A 20,111-nucleotide genomic window follows, 5' to 3' on the forward strand; every position below is an offset into this window, starting at 1 on the left:
TAACCTTTTCCCTCTTTTGTAAAACTTGTCTATTTTACTGCCCCTTGACAAAGAGAAGTTATATCAATGATACTTCAAAAGCTTTGCAAGGAGTCAACTCCATTTTAATTAAAAATCTCTTTTTGTAAAAATTCGTTCTGAAATTAGATACGATAATAACGTAACAACAAAAGAAAGAATGGCAACTGTAAGGACTGGACGCTCTAATACAATAGATGTTGGCTCCGTATTAATAGACATTAATTTTCCAAAACCACTCGCAACAAGGAAAAATATGATAATTCCAACTAAATTAGATACTCGATAACCAAACTTGAAGTGAATAGGATAGAAAATTGAAGCCAAAAGATAGGCAAAACAAAACGATAAAAGAGTTACATTTACATCAAAAGATAGATTAAGAGAGAGATGAAAAATTTCTTTTAAAATTACTATAAAAATATACGTAACGTATGAAATAAGCCACCATACACTAATCATTGCATATTTAGCATTAATTACAGTCCTTCTTGTAATGGGCAAACTGAGCAAAAGTCTATATTGCATTCTTTCACTTTCCCTTGTGTTAAAATTCGAAGTCATCATCATGAAAAATGCCATGTAAGCAATACTTAAACTAAAAATGAGATTTTCTATTAGAACAGTACTATTGATATCTTTCTCTTTTGTTATAAAAAACGCTATTAATAAAAGGGGTGCAACGTATGCACTTTTCCTTTGTGTGTAAATGTCTTTTATCATTAAACGGTACATTGGTTTTTTCTCCTTTCCTTTTATTAAACCTTTTGATATTATTAAACCTTTTGATAAAAACGAACTTATCCCGTCATAAACGCGTATTTTGGGATTTTACCAAGTAATACATAATGTCCTCTAAAGTAGGTCGGTCCAAACTTAACTCGATTATTGTTTCTAACTGATTCGCTTCATTCCTTTTCAAAAATGCCTCAAATCCAAGTGATGTTTCTTTCAACATAATAGGCTGAAGCTGTTCGATCTGGTCTTTTAGCTTTTTTGGTCCTTTAACCAATACATAGTTATCTAAAAGTGTCTCTGTTTCTTCTGATAAAATAATTTTTCCATCGAGAATGAACGTAATATAGTCAGCTACTTGTTCAAGGTCTGTTGTAATGTGTGTAGAGAAAAAGATTGCTTTGTTTTCGTCTTGGATAATATCCAATAAAATATCTAACAATTCTTTTCTAAAAATAGGGTCAAGACCTGATGTTGGTTCATCCATAATGATAAGTTCCGCATGATGGGAAAGGGCGATGGCTAAAGCAAACTTCATTTTTGTTCCCTTTGATAAAGATTTAATGGGCTTTTTTAGTGGAACCTCGAACTTTTTGATATATTGATAGAACACATTATCATCCCATTGTTTGTAAAATGATGAGATAATTTGTTTGTTTTTTTCGACCGTCAAGTCTTCAAAAAAGACATCCTGATCATAAACAAAGCCAATCCGTTCTTTTAATTCCTTCATATGTTCATGATAATTCATGCCAAACATCCTAATTTCCCCGCTATTGATATGGGCAAGGCCCATAATGCAACGGATCGTTGTACTTTTACCAGATCCATTGGGCCCAATAAACCCCATAATGAATCCTCTTTTAAGCGAAAAACATAAATCATCTAAAGCAAAATCGTTGTATACCTTGCTCACATGATTCAGTTCTAAAATGTTTTCCATTTTCAGTCCTCCTTGTAAAACATTTCAATCATTTCGATTAATTGTTCTAGGGTAATATCATATTTTTTGCTATCACTTACAATAAGTTTTAACTTGTTCTGGATCATTTCTAACTGTTTTTGTTTTAATATCTTTTTGTTTCTCAAGGATACGAAGGAGCCTTTTCCCACAACGGTATCAATGTATCCTTCTTTTTCTAATTCTTCGTATGCCCGTTTTGTTGTAATGACACTTATTTTCAATTCTTTGGCAAGACTTCTTATTGATGGAAGCTGTTCTCCTTCCAACAATTGCCCCTTCATGATTTGCTCAATTATTTGGTCTTTTATCTGCTGATAGATTGGCAAATCAGACGTATTTAAAAGTATAATATCCATTCGCAACACCTAATTGTATTAATTGTATATATTCATTATATACACTTGGTTTTAATGTGTCAATTTTCAAATAAGAATCTTACGATAATGTTCACTTTTTAAAGGTGCGGTTTTATAATTTGAAGTTTACATGGTTACTCGTAAAACCCATCTTCAATTTATGGAGTTGCAGAACTAAAGCAGGGAAAAAGTCAAATTCTCACCAAATCTCTGTCTTTAGTGTTGCAAAAAACAGGAGGTTGATAAGTTAAAGAAGTGTAAATGAAATGATGAATTTGATTATTGACTTTTATCTTGGGTAATAAATTACTCTTGGGTTAGGAGGCGAGAAAAGATGAAAATAAGTGAGGTAATGAAAGCAACTGGTCTTTATATAACCGACGAGCAACATTGAACAGTTTTCGCTAAATAAGAGTGAACACTTTTCTGGAAATTCCAGCGTAAACCTTGTCACTTGACATGGAGCCTCTGCGTACAAGATACTTCCTAAAAAACGAGCAATAATAAGAATCAGCTGCATGAAATGAGGCTATCATGTACGCCATTCTAAAGTGCGTGTTTCTAACTGGTAAAAAACTGTTCAATTTAATCAATCGAATTCTGTCCAGTTTTATTTAGCGGTCACATCGGTTACATTAATAATCCTTGATCCTTTTCCCTTGTCCTCTTTACTATGTAAACCAAAAATAAACTTCTGCTTTTAAAAACAAACCATTGCCGAAAAAGAATAAAGTCCTGCCGTGAGGAAATGGAATGGAAAAGGGACAAATGCCGATGTCTCAAGCCTTTTCCTTTTTTCATGATCCGAAATCTTCCAAATTCGAAAATAAAGTGTTGACGGAGAGAGGAAAAACATGGAGAAAAAAGGAGGAAAAATGCGTGAAAAATGGGCGATGTGTGCAAATGTTTATTTCAAATGGGAAGAAATGGGGACGGAAGAATGCAGGTTGGAGCGGGGGAGGGAGGAACGAGTTTATTAGGAATTTACAACAGGGTAATTCAACAAGAAGACCACCTTATTTATATAGGGTGGTTATTTCTTTCAAAAAAGTCTATTACAATTCTAATCTTTTCTTTAGTTTGTTGATTTCAACATCGTGCTTTCCTGCTTTTTCACTCAAATAGTCAACATCAATACGAAGACTTTTGATTTCATCGGCAACATTTAGAAAACTATTATAGCTGATTCAACCTTAAAATCTGTAAAGATCAATGTATTTCACCATGATAAACTCGGCAAAACGATTATTTTGCGCTAATTGTTCCATTGATCGATGATGACTTCGATAGAAGTTTCTTTAATGGATGGATTTCTTCTGGAATCTTCCACCCATCACATCATTGACATGTTCAATCGCAACAAAAGCATTAGGATCTATTTCTTCTACAATTGATTTTAATTTTGCCACCTCTAGTCTTGTGACGATGACATATAATAATTCCTTGTCTTCTTTCGTATAACCGCCTTTTCCATAAATGTGAGTCACTCCTCGGCCAAGTCTAGCGATAATTTTTTCTGCAATCTCATTAGGTTGATCCGAAATAATCGTGACTGACTTTGATTCATCAATACCAGCAATCACAATATCAATCGTTTTAAAAGCAATAAAATAAGCAACTAATGAATACATAGCACTTTCCCATGTGAAGACAAGACCTGCTCCAGTCATAATAAAAACATTAAAAAACATGACAATCTCACCAACGGAAAAGCCAAAGCGTTTATTGGCTAAAATAGCAATGATCTCTGTTCCATCAAGGGACCCGCCATTTCGGATAATGAGACCTACACCTGCTCCTAAAATAATGCCGCCAAAAATGGTAGCCAGAAACATATCTCCTGTAACTACGTTAAAATCGTCTACATAAGAAACAAATAAGGATAAAAAACCTACCGAAACGAGTGTTGTGATCGCAAACGTTTTTCCAATCTGATTGTATCCAACAAACAAAAAAGGAATGTTTAATAGTACAATAAAGATTCCAAGCGGGTAATTAGTAAGTTCACTAAAGATAATTGATATACCGATAATGCCACCATCAATGATTTGATTGGGAATGAGAAATGTTTCCAATCCGATGGCAACAAGAAATGTACCGATAATGATAAAAAGATAGCGTTTTACCCATCTTTTAAGCCATCTAACATTCATGCTTGTTTTCTACCTTTCTGTATTTATTTGTAAAAATTATGTAACTTTTCTCAAGGATGCCAAAAAACTTATATTGATATCATCGGATGTATTATGTAAACTTATGGACGAGTCTTCCCTATTACTTAGTGCCTAAAGACCAGAAAAAGTGGCCATAAAGCTTAAGTAAGAAAGGAGAATTTCGTCATGAACAATAAATTAAAAAAGATATTTATTCCTATCTTGATTTTGACGTTAGCTTTCACATTCATTCCAATAAACCATGTAGCCAATGCCCAATCACCATCCATTTTAAAGTATGGAAGTAGTAATGGTGATGTGTGGGACTTACAATATCGTTTAAAACAGCTGAATTATCTAGTAAAGATTGACGGTTACTATGGTTATCAAACCATCAATGCGGTTAAAAAATTTCAATCCGATTATGGAATTACGGCCGATGGAATAGTCGGTCCAATCACTTGGAAGGTATTAAAAAAACACAGTTTATCACAAAATGAGTTTAATCTATTGGTCCATTTAGTATACAGTGAGGCTCGCGGCGAACCATATAAAGGTCAAGTCGCAGTTGCAGCTGTTGCTCTTAATCGTCTCGATTCGAAGCAATTCCCAAATACTCTTCGAGAAGTTATTTTTCAGGAAGGAGCTTTTACAGCCGTTAGCGACGGTCAATTTTGGTTAACCCCAAATGAAACGGCCCGATTAGCAGCGTTAGATGCTGTAAGGGGATGGGATCCATCCCAAGGTACATTATATTACTTTAACCCAAAAACAGCAACATCTGCTTGGATTTGGTCAAGGCCACAAATTCTTAAAATAGGGGATCATATTTTTACAAAATAATGGATTTTATTTCTGAAATTGGTATCTTTTTCTCAGTTCGTTTTTATGCATCGTACTAAAAAAGAGGGAAATTGGTCCCTCTTTTTTTTGTTACTTTATATAATGAATGTTCAATTTTGTTTCGTTACAATTTTTAAAGTATATAAAAAACGATAGGGAGGAGAAATCTGACAATGAGTGATTTTGCCTTTGAGAAAGAAGGCTTTTTTGATGAAATTGTTCAGATTCTTTATGAAGAAACTGGACAGCATGTCAATATTATGGGGGAAAAAGGGATCATTACAGCATCTACACGCCCTGAGAGAATTGGAACGGTCCATGAAAGTGCGAAACAGATTATGTTAGGCTTAATCGATGAAGCATTGGTTACAGAAGAAGAAGCTGCCCAATTACAGGGAGTTCGGGCGGGAGCAAATCTTCCGATCGAATACGAAGGAAAACGAATTGGTGTGATTGGAATGACAGGTGACCCGCATGCTATAAAACCGATTGTTCGTATCGCTGCTCGGACTGTAGTTTTATGGCTAAAGAACCATGAACAAATGATAAAACAACAAAAAGCTGCAGAAGAAGTGTATGGGCAACTTCAGAATATGGCAGCGACAATTGAGGAATTAGCAGCTAGCTCGGAAGATTTCGCTGCTTTTAGTAAACAAGCCTCAAATGAAGTTGCGAGAGGAGAAAAACAGATAAAAGACGTGTCCATCGCCTTAAAAATTATCCGTGAGATTGCTTCACAAAGTAAATTGATTGGCTTAAATGCGGCGATCGAAGCATCTAGGGCAGGAGAAGCAGGTAGAGGTTTCTCGATAGTGGCCAATGAAATTCGTAAATTAGCAAGCAATAGTGAAGATTCGGTCAAAGAGATTCAGCAAACCCTTGAACAAGTAAACCAAGTGTTCACAAAAATTTTGCTCGATGTTCAAACCAATGAACAAAAAGCAAATGAACAATCCATAGCATTACAGGAACTCGCAAAATATGTAGAAAAAGTAGAAAAGATGATGGAAAAATTGGCACAAAACGAATAGCCTCAAATGAAAACCCATCTAGGGTTCTAGATGGGCAAATTCTACAATATGGTATTCACTTGTTCAATCGAATAATCCACATTTTCCAGTACATTTTCGTTTAGTAATTGATGTAAAAGATCCTCAGCATGTTCTTTTTTGTTAAATTTCTTCACAATGTCTCTTTGAATCAACTTTTCGCCTTTTTTTGCCTGATAAACGTCTTTGTAGACCACCCACATGAATAATCCCCCCTTTATGAAGAGATGTTCTCAATTTAATTTTACTTTATTACAGAAAAGGTATTCAAGTTATTTTTTAAATTTTAGGAATATTTATTATTCACATAATATTTTTTCTAAACTCTCCATTTTCTATACACGGTAAATGAAAGAAATGATTTGATCGTAAAACATCGAAAGTTTGCATACAAAATAACTTTTTACAATAAATACACTTTATATACTTTTTAGTTGACTTTATAAAATAAATCGTGCATAATGAAAGAAAGGTAAGTTTTACCACATCTATTTGTATATTTTATAAAGGAGTAGGCAACATTAAATTAAGGTAAGATCTTACATATTTTTGAGGAGGTATGTATCAATGAAAAAATTTGAATTACCACCACTACCATATGATTATAATGCATTAGAACCACACTATGATGAGCAAACCGTTCGTTTACACCATGATATCCATCATAAAGGATATGTGGATGGCTTAAATAAAGCGATGGAGAAATTAGAAGAAGCACGTCAAACTGGTGATTTTGCCCTAATTAAACATTGGGAAAGAGAAGCAGCTTTCCATGGTTCTGGTCATTATTTACACAGTATTTTTTGGACGAATTTAACTCCTAATGGTGGGGGCGAACCTACTGGAGCAATTGCTGAGCAAATTCAAAAAGATTTTGGTAGTTTTGAAGCATTTAAAAAGCAAATGTCTGCAGCTACTGTAGCGGTAGAAGGTTCCGGTTGGGGAATCTTAGGATGGGATCGTACTGCTGAACAATTAGTGGTTCTTCAAGCAGAAAAGCATCAAGACTTAACCATTTGGGGTGTTGTTCCTGTACTTGTCATGGACGTTTGGGAGCATGCTTACTATCTCAAATATCAAAATAAACGTGCGGCATTCGTAGATGCACTATGGAATATCATTAACTGGGACGATGTAAATCGCCGTTTTGAAGAAGCAAAGAAAAAATAATAAAAGTCAAAACTAATTCAGACAAAAGGTGGCTCAAATTGAGTCACCTTTTGATCTATCTTCATATTTATTTTACTTCTTTTGAATTCACGATCCATTGATCATTTTGTTTTATTAAACCATATGTAACGGTCTTTCCATTATCAGTAAAAGAAACAGTTGCTTTATTATTTTCTACTTTTACATCTGCTTGTTGGCTTTCTAATTTCACATAATCCTCAGATAGTTGCAATACAGGTACTTCTGTATCACCTACTTTTTCCATTTTTACATAGCTATCCACTAATTTTTGTGCCATTTGTTCAGTATAATATCCGGTTAAGAATTTTTTTACATCATCTAGTGTTTTGTAACGTGGTTTTGCCACGAGAACATCATTATCATTAGGTTCAAAAATAAGAGTTAATTTGTTCTCGGCGACTAGTACAGCAGATTTTACGTCGGATTTTACTTTTTCCATATCTTGTTGTCCAGCCTGGTTTTGATTTGCTTGATTACAACCAGAAAAAGAAATTGCCATCACGATCAATAATGCGACCATGAAAATGGAAATCATTTGTTTTCTTTTCATTTATATTACCCCCTTGTGTATTACATTGAATTTAAATACCGCTTCTATCATAATGCAGAGTTTGTAAAAATTCAATCATATTATGTAAACTAATTATATTACAAAAAAAAGGAATATTACAATAATATTAATAAATTAACGCTTTATATCGGTGAATCGTTGCAAACTGTTTATGTATTATGTAAACTTAGTAGGGACTCGATCTTTTTTGATAATTGTTTTTGATTATAGACCCAACCTACATAGGAATCGATAATTTGATAGGATTCATTTAATAAAACAATCGCCAAAAAAGGGTAATGATCCTGGAAACGATACCGTAAATCGATCCATTTTACTTCATAGCCATAGTCTGTTTTTTTCCAAGTGGGATAGGCATAATTAGTAAAATAGAGGAAGTTTCGGACTTTTGGATCTTGTTTGGCAGACCGAATAGAGGGATGCTCCTCTATTTTTATTTTTTCATCTACCCATTCTATGTTTCGATTTCGGAGAACTCCCATACGATATTTTTGTGGTAATTCTTCGATAAGATTCCAAACAGACCAGCGGATGGTAGGAAGTAGGGTTACATTTCCCTCTAACTTCTTCTCTAGTTTTATTTTTTTTAATAAGTTATGATGAGTGATGAATCTCCACCCAATATAAGTAAAAGTAATGAGGTAGACAAGGATAAAGACGGTAACAGGTCGCCCGATATTCGTGATCCATAGAAAGATACCTAAAATATGGGTTAGAAAAATAAAAGGGTCAAAAATGTTCATTACATTGAGAGCAATCCATTTTTCGGAAAAAGGACGCAATACTTGGGTGCCATACGCATTCAATATATCGAGTAAAACGTGGAGAAAAACGGCCAAAAACGTCCACAACCATAAATGGGGAATCGGTATATTTGGATAAAAAAATTGGATCACAAATGTGATGAGACTTGGCCAAATCAATAAAAAGGGCAAAGAATGGGAAATTCCCCGATGATGTTTGATATAATTCGCGGTTCCACCAAAAAAGCGAGTGATACCATCCAAATCAGGAGCCTGTGATCCGGCAATTGTACCCATTAAGACTGCTTGTGCGAATAAGAGCTGAAATTGAACCACTGGATCGAAATGGGCGAGACCTGCTAAACTTACGCCAATGACAAAATGAGTTCCAGTATCCACCAACTCTACCTCCTTAATATTCATTCTATCCATTATTATAGACGAGAAGTAACTCTCTCAACCATTTATCTAAACGATAGAAAAGGTGATGGTATTCATGGATATTGAACGTTTTCAAGAACAATTACTTAGATGGTTTAGGCAACAAAAACGAGATCTTCCATGGAGAAAAGATCAAGACCCTTACCATATATGGGTATCTGAAATCATGTTGCAGCAAACGAGAGTAGAAACGGCGATTCCCTATTACGAAAAATTTATTGAACAATTTCCTACGGTAGAAGATTTGGCACAAGCGAAAGAAGAAGAGGTTCTAAAGGCTTGGGAAGGATTAGGATATTATTCACGGGCAAGAAATCTTCATCAAGGAGTCAAAGAGGTACGGGAAAAGTATGGTGGGAAAGTACCTGATGATAAAGAAGAGATTCTAAAAATCCCTGGTATTGGTTCGTACACGGCGGGAGCGATTCTAAGTATTGCCTATGGAAAAAAGGAACCAGCAGTTGACGGAAATGTGTTAAGGGTTTTCTCAAGATTATTAAATTCTTTTGAAGATATATCAAAGATGAAAACGAAGAAAATAATCGAAGAGAAAGTAAAAGAGTTGATTCCTGACCATGCCGCTTCTGATTTTAACCAAGCATTGATGGAATTAGGTGCTACTGTTTGTACACCTAAATCTCCTTTGTGCTTGTTATGCCCTGTGATGGATTTTTGCGAAGGGAGGAAAGAAGGGAACCAGGATCAATTACCGGTCAAAGCAAAAAAGAAAGGCCAAAAAATCGTTTATCGGGTAGGACTTATCATGCAAAAAGAGGGTAAGGTAGCTTTCGTAAAACGACCAAGCGATGGGCTATTAGCCAATATGTGGGAATTGCCTTCTTTAGAAAGTGAAAATCCTTTGTCGAATCAAGAATGGCAAGAGAAAATAAAAGAAGAGTTCGGAATCGAGTTGACCTTGAATCAACCATGGATGACGATCGATCATATCTTTAGCCATCTGAAATGGAAATTGGTGATCTATAGGGTGGATGATTCACAACCTTTAGCAAATATATCAAAACAGTCAAAGAATTGGAATTGGATGAACCAATCGGAGATTGAAAAGCTTTCGTTCCCCAAAGCATACAAACAAGTCATTGATCTTCTGTGGATCGAGTAGTTGATCGTGCTAGGAGATAAAAAAATTAACGCTAACCCCGAAAATACCATAGAATATAGAAAATGAATTGATGTGAAAGGGGTGGGAAAATGAAAATACAGGTTCCTAGATTGATGAGGAAAAATCCCTTTGGAACAAGAGGAAATTATTACCTCGGGATTTATGATCGTCAAACTCAAAAAACCCCCATTGTTTTTGTCCATGGTTTACATAGCCATGCAAAAAAATGGTTTACAAGAACCAATTATTACGGGAAAAACGATATGTATGAATTAGCCTCATCATATGGTCATCCCACTGCTTTTGTTGATTTAAGTACGAGAAAATATGGAATCTGGGAGAATGGACAATTGCTTGCGACACAGCTGAAAGAAATTTATCACCTTTTCGGCCAGAAAAAGTTAGCGATTGTCGCTCATAGCAAAGGTGGGATTGATTCACAGGTAGCTTTATTTCATTATAAAGTCTATCCATATGTTCAATCGCTAATCACGTTAGGTACTCCCCATTATGGTTCGCCGTTAGCAGATTTGGCTTTTAGTCCTAAGGCGAAAGCTTTGGCTCGAATGACTGGTTTTCTTGATAAAGGCACATTTCAAATGCAGACAGGCTACATGGAGAAACTTCGTTCTGACATGGATTCGCAGATCCGCACGCATTCTATTCCTCATTTTACACTTGTTGGTGTAGATCAAGCAGAACAATTGAATTCGATCTTATCAATGGGTGGAAAATACTTAAAACAGTATGGGGAGAATGATGGAGTAGTCGTCGCTAAGGATGCGATGTTACCATATTCGAAGTCGATTCTAGGGTATTGGAACCATGATAATATTCGTTTAGGAACGGCAACATTTCCGTTGCTCGAAGAATTAATCGAAGGAGATTATTCAATCCGTCGTATGACTAGGCATAGCCAAACAAGAGCAAAAATTGTTCAGCCTTGTTTACTGCATGGTGGATATACAAGTTTTCAACAAAAGGAGGTTGAACTACTGGTTCCTCCAGCGGAAAGGGAATTCTGGATTCAACTGTTAAGCTCTTCAAAGAATCTGAGGATCGAAGCCCATTCACCTGATGGAAAAAAAGAAGAACTAGAATATAAGGGGTTTGTTACTGATGTTCCATTTTTTCCAAATACTCATCTATATTACTTTCAAGTCCCAAACCCAAAGCAAGGAAAATGGAAAATACAAATTCATGATCATGGAAGGAATGCCTATTTTCTCATTTCTTCCTTTACGTCTTTAAAGGAGGAAGCAATCCGGATCAAAAAGGAAGATATTTGTCAAGGTCTTGCTACTCTACAATTCAGCATACAAATACCTGATGATTGGAAACGGGATCAGATTTCCATCCATGTAATTACAGATTCTCAAAAACATAAAAGAATTGAACCAATTCCTATCCATCAATTAAAAAAAACCTCTCAAAGAGAGGTTTTGGCAGAATTAAAAGTTCCCAAATATGAACCAATTAATCATTTTCATTTTCAGGTGATAGGGGAATCTAAATTAGGCGCAATTGTAGAGAGAGATTATGTAACATCATTCCATCTATGAATACATCCACTGTAAAATCATCATTGTTAGAAAACTTCCAAGAACGATGACGATCAAATTTTGATAAAACCAAGCGATTAGAAAGGCCACCAGACCAGCAACTAGACCGAAAAAAACATGTTGAGGGTCTACGGTCATAATTCCAGGGAAAATTAACGCTCCTAAAATTGCATAAGGGACAAATGTTAACCAATGATTGAACCAATGGGGAAACTTTAATCGTTTAAACAACATGGGAAACATTCGGGGAATGAACGTAACGAGGAACATCCCAAAGATTAAGACCCATATTTTCATGAAGATTTCACCTCTTCAACAGGTAAAATTGAACCAATTGTTGCAGCAATAATTGTTGACAATATAATTACCCATCCATTTGAAAGTTGTGGAAATACGAGAGTTAATCCCCAACTTAATAGTCCCCCTAGAATCGCAATAAACGAGATTTTCCTAGACTTCTTCATAGAAGGTACGAGTAAACCAATAAACATGGAATATAATGCGATGCTCATTCCTGTTGCCCAATCCTTAGGAATCAGTTCTGAAAAAGAACTGCCAATAAAAGTGCCAAAAACCCAACCGCTATAAGCAGTTAGTGCAAGTCCCAAAAAATAGGATGGAGAAATCGAAGTGTTTTCTTGGTTGACACTCGCTACAACAAAAGTTTCATCGGTAATTCCAAAAGAGAGTAATGAACTTAAAAAAGGGCCAGTTTGTAATTTTCTTGAAAGAGAAGTACTCATCAAAAGATGACGAAGATTTAAAATAAATGTGGTAAGAATAATTTCCGTTATGAGTACATGGGATTGAAGAAGATTAATGGCAATAAATTGGCTTGCTCCAGCAAAAACCCAAATGGACATTCCCGTTGCCTGAAGTGGTGTTAACCCTGTTTGCACAGAAAGAATTCCAAAGGTTAAGGCAATAGGCAAATAGCCAATTGCAATGGGCAAACCGTCCTTCATTCCTTTTGGAAATTCACCCATAAATAGGCCCCCCCTTTCTGTATCTCTCAAACATTTTCTTTTCTATCAGACTTCTTATCTCTATTTGACGAACGTTTGTAACGTAAAGTTGTTTAGATATGATGGGTATAATAACTATCAATTAACCGTTCTAAATGATCAAGGCGTCTACCATAATCCTGAATCGATCCGAACAATGTGACGAGTTCAAGAATGCTATGCTCATTTGTAGTTAACTGACGTATCTCTTGAAATAGTGTCCAAAGATTATCGTGTAAAACAGGATCAAGTGTATGATGAGAAGATGGGTTAATTTTTCCACCGTATTTCGAATAAATTTTATCCTGATAATAAGCCAAATAGAGCAGTTGTTCTTTAAAAAGTTGTTGAACATGATCTTCAAGGGAATATAGGATATTTTGATATTTTTGTACCATATAAATCAATTCGATACCATTTTGCGCTGTCTTCAACATATTCTTAAAAATGACCAATTTTCGGGAGGAAGAGAAAGGGAATCTTCTTTTTAGATAACTTTTGGCTTCCTCTTCAAAATGATAAAACTCCCATAATTTTTGTAGTTCATCTTGGATTGAATCTAATGTTTGCTTAATGGTTTGTTCATTTTTTTCTTTATCGAGCACAATTCTTAATATAGATGCCATTTGTTCTTCAATATTCTTTAATTTTTTCGTTAATTTTTGTTCATATCGTGGCGGGAACAATAAACTATTAACGAGAATAGCTGCAAAGATTCCAATTAAAATGAGTAAGAAACGGTCGACGGCAAAATAAAAAAAGTGTTCTTGTTGGCTTCCTTCCATAATCGATAACACAGTTACAATCGATAATGGAATACTTCGTTCAAAACGTAATTGAAGGTTGATTCCAATGACAATCATGACAACAAAAGCGGTGATAATGAGATTTGAACTTAGAAATGTTGCAGTAAGTGTAGCTACCGTAGCGCCAACTAGATTGGATTGTACTTGTTCAACCCCATATCGCCAAGAACGGTAAACAGATGGTTGAATCGCAAGAGTAGCTGCGATCGCAGCGAAAATCTCCGGTTGTAAATGAAATAACCGAGTAAGTAAAATTGCAAAAACCAGCGTGATTCCCGTTTTTAAAATTCTAGCGCCTATTTTCATTCATAAAACCTTTCTGTCAAGTTGTTTTATTATCAATTCGTTAAATTATTATATCAATTCAATCGTTGAAATCAATAGATTGTTTTATCTTTACAAGCTTATCGCAAAATGAAAAAGAGGCGAATGCCTCTTTTTCATTATTCTGTGGTATCAACGGATAGAATCGCCTCTTTTTTCGGGATGATTCGAACAAAATGTTGATCAAGGTTTTCTAGGAGGTGACTCACTTTGGCTGCAGCTTCGTTTTGACCCGATTTTGATAATTGAATCACGTATTCACTCAACAATTCAGTTAAATCATTTCTTCCTTTTTCATCCAGAGGAAGAATCATGACTGATGCACCTTTTGCAATCCTTCGTTCTATCGCTTGTTGATCCAATCCAAACTCTGGTACAAGGCGTTGGTAGACAACCCCACCAGTCATTCCAGAGCAAATCCATGGACCAGGATCACCAAGGACCACAGCACGACCGTTGGTCATGTATTCAAAAGCAAATCCTTTAATATTGGCTCGTTCTCCGATTGCTCCGAGATGGTCTTGAATGGGTGAAGTAATTTCTCCGCCGATAATTACATCAGCACCAGAAAGTCTGATTCCTGCTCGTGAATCTGCATTTCCCTGGATAATAAAGAGTCCTTTCTGAGCACCATAACAACAACTTTTCCCAACAGAGCCATTAATATAAACTCCATTTTTATTTTTTGTTTTGAGGATGGTTACTTTACCACCATAAGCCGTTTTCGCCATTCCATCTTGTCCGCCACCATGTATTCGGATGTTTACACCAGCAGCTAGATAAGAAGCAAGACCATTTCCAGCTACAGAACCATGCTTAAATGATAATTTCACAGGGGGAAAAGCCCGATAGCTGCCATCAAGATGAGGACGTACCCGATCACCTGAGATCCGACTCCCGATCATTCGATGAGTACTATTGATCCACCTCGAACTCAATTCAAAATTGTGATAGGCAGTGACTACTTCTGGATCCATCTGCTCGGCACCAGCAGCAACTGAAAGTTGAGTTTCTTGCTGATTCATTTGCACAAGTCGTTCTTTGATTGGTATGGATTGGATTAATGGTGTTAGATCGATCCGATCTTTAAGACGATGTTGGATGAGTAAATCTGAACGTCCAACCAAGTCTTGCAAATGAGTAGCACCGAGTTGACTTGTCAGTACCTTAACCTCATGTCCGATTGCTTGGAATAAGCGAACCAACTGTTCAATAGCTAGTTCATACTGTCTAGGAGTAAAACGTTTGACCCCTCTTGTAATTGCTTCAGTGATCGACTCAATTTGTGTCGCAATACCTACATGACAGGTATCTAAATGACAACCGCGACAAGCCGTACACCCAATTGCCATCATCGCCAATGTTCCAAACCCAACTCGATTTGCTCCTAGGAGAATTAGTTTGACGACATCTTTTCCACTTCTAACTCCACCATCCGCCCATATCTCAACGGTTTCTCGCAATCCAGCATCGATTAAAGATGTGTGTGCAGCCTTTACCCCAATTTCAACTGGTAAGCCAACATGTTGGATGGCATGGGCTCTTGCAGCTCCAGTTCCACCATCATAACCACTCAGAGAAATCACGTTTGCACCTGCTTTAGCGATTCCTACTGCAATCGTACCGATATTTGGCACAACAGGTACTTTCACAATAATCTTAGCAAATCGATTGGCCGTCTTTAATTCGGAGATAATTTGCGCGAGATCTTCAATAGAGTAGATATCATGATTGTTAGAAGGCGAGATTAAGTCGCTACCTGGAGTAGCATTTCTTGCTGCAGCTACTTTTTCCGTTACTTTACTACCAGGTAAGTGTCCACCTTCGCCAGGTTTAGCCCCTTGGCCAATTTTGATTTCAATCCAATGGGAAGAGTTGATTAATTCAATATTTACCCCAAACCTTCCTGAAGCAATCTGCATTCCACGGTGGTTAGGATATTTTCCTAACATATCCTTTATTTCTCCACCTTCACCATTTAAACTCATCATATTCAATTGGTATGCGGCTTCAGCATAAGCGCGAAATGCAGTTTCACTTTGGGAACCAAAAGACATCGAACTAATGACAAAAGGATAGGAATGCTGGCCAATTCCTATATTCACTTTATCGATAGGGGTTGCCTTTTCAATCGTTCGAAAATCTAAAAGATGGCGTAGGGAAATAGGATGATCTTCTTCTAATTCCGTCAGTTTTTGTGAATATTCCTCGTAAGCAATTGTTCCATTTGCAACTTGTTGAATCGATTTCCAGATTCTTGGGATTAAATGGAAATGATTTGTGATTCTTGGTGCATCAGCATAGAGGTCAATCTGTCGTTGTTTTGCACTTTCCTCAAGCTGGGAGAAGGAATAGCCCGTTTGATCATTCCCATAAAAATTCGTTATATTTAAGACTTTTGCAATTTCATCATGAAGTCCAATCGCGGAAAATAAACGCTCATAACCCCTTAATTCGTGAATTCCTAAAGTAGAGATGACTTTCTCAATTCCTTTATTTAAACTGTCATACATGTTTTTAATTGCTTGTTGATTCCCTTCTTTTGCGACAGTAGCAAATAAAAGATAAGGAGAAACGGCATCTGCTCCTAAACCAATCGCTGTTACTAGATCGTGGAGATGACGAATGGATGCGGAACGTAAAATAATGCTCACTTTTCTACGGAGACTCTCTCCGTACTCTAATTTTTCCCGTAAGGCAATATCTACAGAAGAAACTGCTAAATGGGGGTCAAGCCACAAATAGTTTTTACTGGAATACAAAAGTTCATCATCAAGAAAAAGGATTTTTGCCCCATTTTTTACAGCTTCAACTGCTTCTCGATTTAATTCATCTAAACGCTCTTTTATCGTTTGATTCTTATTAAAACTTAAGGATAAAGTAGCGATATAGTTTGGTGATAGATTGGAAAAATAGTTGATGATTTTTTCTAACGAAGTCGTTCCCAATTCTTCGACAATATCTTGTGCGATTTCCCCTTCAAGTAAAATCGGTGTTCGTATTTCAAAAGAGATATCTCCTACTTGATGAGGGGTAAAGTCTTCTCGGCCACCTATGATCATTCTCGTTGAAAAATGTTCAATCTCTCTTTCACGATCAATTGCGGGATTCGTTACCACAGCAACTGTCTCTTTTAAGAAATCCGATAGATTAACCCGTTCTTTCGATAAGATGGCCAAACTTCCATCGTAGCCAAGAGAACGTATTGGTTCTTTTCCTGTCTTAGCCATTTGTTTTGCTAGATCAATATGTTCTTTTTCCCAACCAAAGTGAAGGTAAATACCATTGGATATCTCAGCGAATTGCGGAAGAGCAAATACATGATCTATAAAATGAGGAGGTTCTAATTTATTGCGATAATCATGGATTGGAAAGCGTTTTGCTAGGTTATTCAGATTCATTTGTTGTAATTCATGATGGGGAATTACCTGTATCGGTGAATCGTTCGTCAGAATAACCCCAATTTTCTCCCCTGGAGCAAGAGGTTTAGGGTCATTGATCATCTCTTGGGCGGGGATAATGCCTTGTTCAGAGGAAAAGTACAATGTATCCTCGGTTTCTACTTTCCACAAAGGCCGCAATCCTAGAGCGTCAACACTAAACAATCCTTGATTTTCGAAGCGAGAAACAATACCAGCTGGGCCTTGAGCAAATGGCCCCCATAAATGTCTCATAAAGGTATATAGGTCTTGAAGTTGTTCATTGACACGACGAATTTCGTTATAGATCGGTGGGAAGATGATTTCCATCACTTCAAACAGAGAAAAATTATATTTGGTCATTAAGCCTTCTATAATTCGATTTAGATCTTGTGAATCACTACCTCCATATACCAATGGGATATTTAACATCGTTGCTTCATCGCGGAGACGTTGAATAGTATTGATTTCTCCGTTATGCCCTAATAAAGAGAAAGGTTGGACACGAAAGAAATGAGATAATGTATTGGTAGAATAACGATTATGGCCAATTGTCATTCGTGATTCAAACAATGGATCTCCTAAATCATGAAAATATTCTTTTAAAACATTAGCCGCACCCATTACCTTGTAGACAGCAGAATATTGACTGAGTGATGCGACATGCACCAGTTTCTCTTGTTCAATTTCTGTCATCAATTGAAACAATATAGGTCTGATTTCCGAATTAGACCGGTAAATCGCAGCAATTTGCCAAAACAAAGGTTCATTTCTTTTACCATTAGGCCCTAGATATTGGGAATGAACCTTACCTTCTTCTTCTAACAAGATATCGAATTGATGGTTCGCAAATTTTTTGCGAATTTCTGCTTGTTCTTGAACAATTGAATTGATCTCACGATCTATAAAAATATGTGCAACAACAAAATTTGGATCATAGGCGAATTGAGGGGATATGTTATGTTTTTGTAGTTTCGCAGCCCATAATTTCCTTGGAATATCTGTGAGAACTCCAGAACCATCTCCTTCACCATTGATAAATCCGGAACGGTGTTCCATTTTTACCAAAGCATCAATCGTTTTCATTAGATTCAGATTGGTTGGATTTCCATTTTTTTCAATAACTGCAATAATACCACAACTGTCATGTTCCTCATAAAGGAGGTTTGAAAAATTCTTTTGGTTATGCTCTTGTTTCATCATCATAAACACCTCCTACAAAATTTGAATTAGTTACATAGATAATGGTAGGAAAAATAATTATTCTGAAAATTAAATAAAGCATATCACGGATTTAGCAAGAATACAATACATTTTTCGGTTTTTTATGCATTTGAAAGCGTTTTTATTCAATGAAAGCGCTTTATAAAAAATAGTAAACGCTGTCATAACAGTAAAATAAAAAACAAGGTGGTAAATTCTCCACCTTGCTTATACAAAAATTATGCAAAACGGTGTAGTTTATAGTTTGGACATGACTCGATCAACCGCTTGCAAAGTATCGTCAATATCTTTTTGCGTATGTGCAATGGTTAAGAACCAAGCTTCATATTTGGAAGGAGCGATTAATATTCCTTCGTCAAGTAATCCTTTAAAAAATCTTGCGAACTTCTCAGTATCTGTTGTTTTAGCATCTTGATAATTTTCTACGGTATGATTGGTAAAATAAACGGTAAATCCTCCACCAAGACGATTGATTACAATATTATGGCCATATTTTTTTGCTGAATGAAGAATTCCCTCTTCTAATTGAGCGCCTAGATGATCCATTTGCGCATACCAATGTCTTTCCGATAAAACTTCTAATGTAGCAATTCCTGCGCGAATTGAAGCAGGATTTCCTGCCATCGTTCCCGCTTGATACGCAGGACCAAGCGGTGCCACTTGTTCCATTATTTCTTTTCGTCCACCATAGGCACCAATCGGCAAACCACCACCAATAATTTTACCTAATGCGGTCATATCAGGAATCACATCTAAAAGATTTTGAGCACCACCATAATGAAAGCGAAAAGCGGTAATGACTTCATCATAAATCACTAATGCTCCATATTGATGAGTGAGTTCATTCACTTTCTCCAAAAATCCTGGTTTCGGCTTGACGATGCCAAAGTTACCAACGATCGGTTCCACCAATACAGCTGCGATTTCATGACCCCATTTTTTTAATGCATCTTCATATGCTTCAATATTATTAAAAGGAACGGTGATTACTTCATTAGCAATACTTTGGGGGATACCAGCACTATCAGGAATTCCCAAAGTAGCAGGACCTGAACCGGCTGCAACTAAGACAAGATCGGAATGTCCATGATAACAACCCTCAAACTTAATGATTTTTGTTCTCCCTGTGAATGCCCTTGCAACACGAATCGTTGTCATTACAGCTTCAGTACCGGAATTCACAAAACGGATTTTTTCCATCGATGGAATGGCTTCACGAATCATCGTGGCAAATTGTACTTCCCAAGGTGTAGAGGTGCCATATAATGTTCCTTCCATCGCTGCTTGGGAAATTGCTTCAACCAGTTTTGGATGTCCATGTCCTAAGATAAGTGGGCCGTAAGCTGCTAGATAATCAATATAACGGTTTCCATCAACATCCCACATATATGGTCCTTTTGCTTTTGCAAAAAAAGTAGGGGTTCCTCCACCTACAGCTTTATAGGAGCGAGAGGGACTATTTACTCCCCCTACAATCACATCTAAGGCTTCTTGATAATATCGTTCTGATTGTTCTCGATTCAATTCTTTCACCATCTTTCCTAAAATAGAGATTGTATGTACTTCTTTCATTTTAACATAAGGAAAT

Annotated in this window: 18 protein-coding genes; 6 read left to right on the forward strand and 12 right to left on the reverse strand. The window is 36.3% G+C overall.

What is annotated here, in order from left to right:
- Positions 1-108: 108 nt before the first annotated feature.
- The 3 genes from EDD72_RS06845 to EDD72_RS06855 all read right to left on the reverse strand — a co-directional run bounded on the left by EDD72_RS06845 (position 109) and on the right by EDD72_RS06855 (position 2,073).
- Positions 109-753, reverse strand: coding sequence for an ABC-2 transporter permease (locus EDD72_RS06845; protein ID WP_132768645.1), 645 nt, complete (start codon positions 751-753; stop codon positions 109-111).
- A gap of 73 nt (positions 754-826) precedes the next feature.
- Positions 827-1,696, reverse strand: coding sequence for an ABC transporter ATP-binding protein (locus tag EDD72_RS06850; RefSeq protein WP_132768647.1), 870 nt, complete (start codon positions 1,694-1,696; stop codon positions 827-829).
- 2 nt (positions 1,697-1,698) lie between these two features.
- On the reverse strand, positions 1,699-2,073 hold the full coding sequence (locus EDD72_RS06855; protein WP_132768649.1) for a GntR family transcriptional regulator: 375 nt from the start codon (positions 2,071-2,073) through the stop codon (positions 1,699-1,701).
- A 753-nt stretch (positions 2,074-2,826) separates the two neighbouring features.
- On the opposite strand from EDD72_RS06855, the gene EDD72_RS06860 reads away from it, so the two are divergent.
- The gene (locus EDD72_RS06860; protein WP_132768651.1) at positions 2,827-3,198 is read left to right on the forward strand and encodes a hypothetical protein; all 372 of its coding nucleotides are present in this window, start codon (positions 2,827-2,829) and stop codon (positions 3,196-3,198) included.
- A gap of 173 nt (positions 3,199-3,371) precedes the next feature.
- Here the strand turns inward: EDD72_RS06860 and EDD72_RS06865 are convergent, their stop codons facing one another.
- Positions 3,372-4,226, reverse strand: a complete 855-nt coding sequence (locus EDD72_RS06865; RefSeq protein WP_132768653.1) for a YitT family protein — start codon at positions 4,224-4,226, stop codon at positions 3,372-3,374.
- A gap of 186 nt (positions 4,227-4,412) precedes the next feature.
- Here EDD72_RS06865 and sleB point away from each other — a divergent pair, with 186 nt between their 5' ends.
- Together sleB and EDD72_RS06875 are read left to right on the forward strand one after the other, a co-directional pair.
- The gene (sleB, locus tag EDD72_RS06870) at positions 4,413-5,069 is read left to right on the forward strand and encodes a spore cortex-lytic enzyme (RefSeq protein WP_132768655.1); all 657 of its coding nucleotides are present in this window, start codon (positions 4,413-4,415) and stop codon (positions 5,067-5,069) included.
- A gap of 173 nt (positions 5,070-5,242) precedes the next feature.
- Positions 5,243-6,100, forward strand: coding sequence for a sugar diacid recognition domain-containing protein (locus EDD72_RS06875; protein ID WP_132768657.1), 858 nt, complete (start codon positions 5,243-5,245; stop codon positions 6,098-6,100).
- 41 nt (positions 6,101-6,141) lie between these two features.
- On the opposite strand, the gene EDD72_RS06880 is transcribed toward EDD72_RS06875, so the two are convergent.
- A complete protein-coding gene (locus tag EDD72_RS06880) occupies positions 6,142-6,321 on the reverse strand; it encodes a hypothetical protein (protein ID WP_132768659.1) in 180 nt (59 codons plus the stop codon).
- Between the two features lie 364 nt (positions 6,322-6,685).
- Here EDD72_RS06880 and EDD72_RS06885 point away from each other — a divergent pair, with 364 nt between their 5' ends.
- Positions 6,686-7,288 carry a superoxide dismutase gene (locus tag EDD72_RS06885; protein ID WP_132768661.1) on the forward strand — a complete coding sequence of 201 codons (603 nt, stop codon included), beginning with the start codon at positions 6,686-6,688 and terminating at the stop codon, positions 7,286-7,288.
- Positions 7,289-7,355: 67 nt separating this feature from the next.
- Here the strand turns inward: EDD72_RS06885 and EDD72_RS06890 are convergent, their stop codons facing one another.
- Positions 7,356-7,859, reverse strand: a complete 504-nt coding sequence (locus EDD72_RS06890) for a hypothetical protein (protein ID WP_132768663.1) — start codon at positions 7,857-7,859, stop codon at positions 7,356-7,358.
- Between the two features lie 170 nt (positions 7,860-8,029).
- On the reverse strand, positions 8,030-9,022 hold the full coding sequence (locus tag EDD72_RS06895; protein ID WP_165894995.1) for a metal-dependent hydrolase: 993 nt from the start codon (positions 9,020-9,022) through the stop codon (positions 8,030-8,032).
- 97 nt (positions 9,023-9,119) lie between these two features.
- On the opposite strand from EDD72_RS06895, the gene mutY reads away from it, so the two are divergent.
- A complete protein-coding gene (mutY, locus tag EDD72_RS06900; RefSeq protein WP_243643794.1) occupies positions 9,120-10,184 on the forward strand; it encodes an A/G-specific adenine glycosylase in 1,065 nt (354 codons plus the stop codon).
- Positions 10,185-10,273: 89 nt separating this feature from the next.
- The gene (locus EDD72_RS06905) at positions 10,274-11,746 is read left to right on the forward strand and encodes an esterase/lipase family protein (protein WP_132768667.1); all 1,473 of its coding nucleotides are present in this window, start codon (positions 10,274-10,276) and stop codon (positions 11,744-11,746) included.
- Here EDD72_RS06905 and EDD72_RS06910 read toward each other — a convergent pair.
- The 5 genes from EDD72_RS06910 to EDD72_RS06930 form a co-directional block, all read right to left on the reverse strand.
- Positions 11,741-12,043, reverse strand: a complete 303-nt coding sequence (locus EDD72_RS06910; RefSeq protein ID WP_132768669.1) for an AzlD domain-containing protein — start codon at positions 12,041-12,043, stop codon at positions 11,741-11,743. The genes EDD72_RS06905 and EDD72_RS06910 overlap by 6 nt on opposite strands.
- Entirely contained in the window at positions 12,040-12,732 is a 693-nt protein-coding gene (locus EDD72_RS06915; protein ID WP_132768671.1) for an AzlC family ABC transporter permease, read from the reverse strand. The genes EDD72_RS06910 and EDD72_RS06915 overlap by 4 nt, the downstream gene beginning before the upstream one ends.
- A 92-nt stretch (positions 12,733-12,824) precedes the next feature.
- On the reverse strand, positions 12,825-13,862 hold the full coding sequence (locus tag EDD72_RS06920) for an FUSC family protein (RefSeq protein ID WP_132768673.1): 1,038 nt from the start codon (positions 13,860-13,862) through the stop codon (positions 12,825-12,827).
- A gap of 137 nt (positions 13,863-13,999) precedes the next feature.
- Positions 14,000-18,499, reverse strand: coding sequence for a glutamate synthase-related protein (locus EDD72_RS06925; RefSeq protein ID WP_132768704.1), 4,500 nt, complete (start codon positions 18,497-18,499; stop codon positions 14,000-14,002).
- Between the two features lie 261 nt (positions 18,500-18,760).
- Positions 18,761-20,047, reverse strand: a complete 1,287-nt coding sequence (locus tag EDD72_RS06930; RefSeq protein WP_132768706.1) for a glutamate-1-semialdehyde 2,1-aminomutase — start codon at positions 20,045-20,047, stop codon at positions 18,761-18,763.
- Positions 20,048-20,111 lie beyond the last annotated feature (64 nt).

Origin of the sequence: Tepidibacillus fermentans, from assembly GCF_004342885.1 — a bacterium.
Classification (GTDB): Bacteria; Bacillota; Bacilli; order Tepidibacillales; family Tepidibacillaceae; genus Tepidibacillus; species Tepidibacillus fermentans.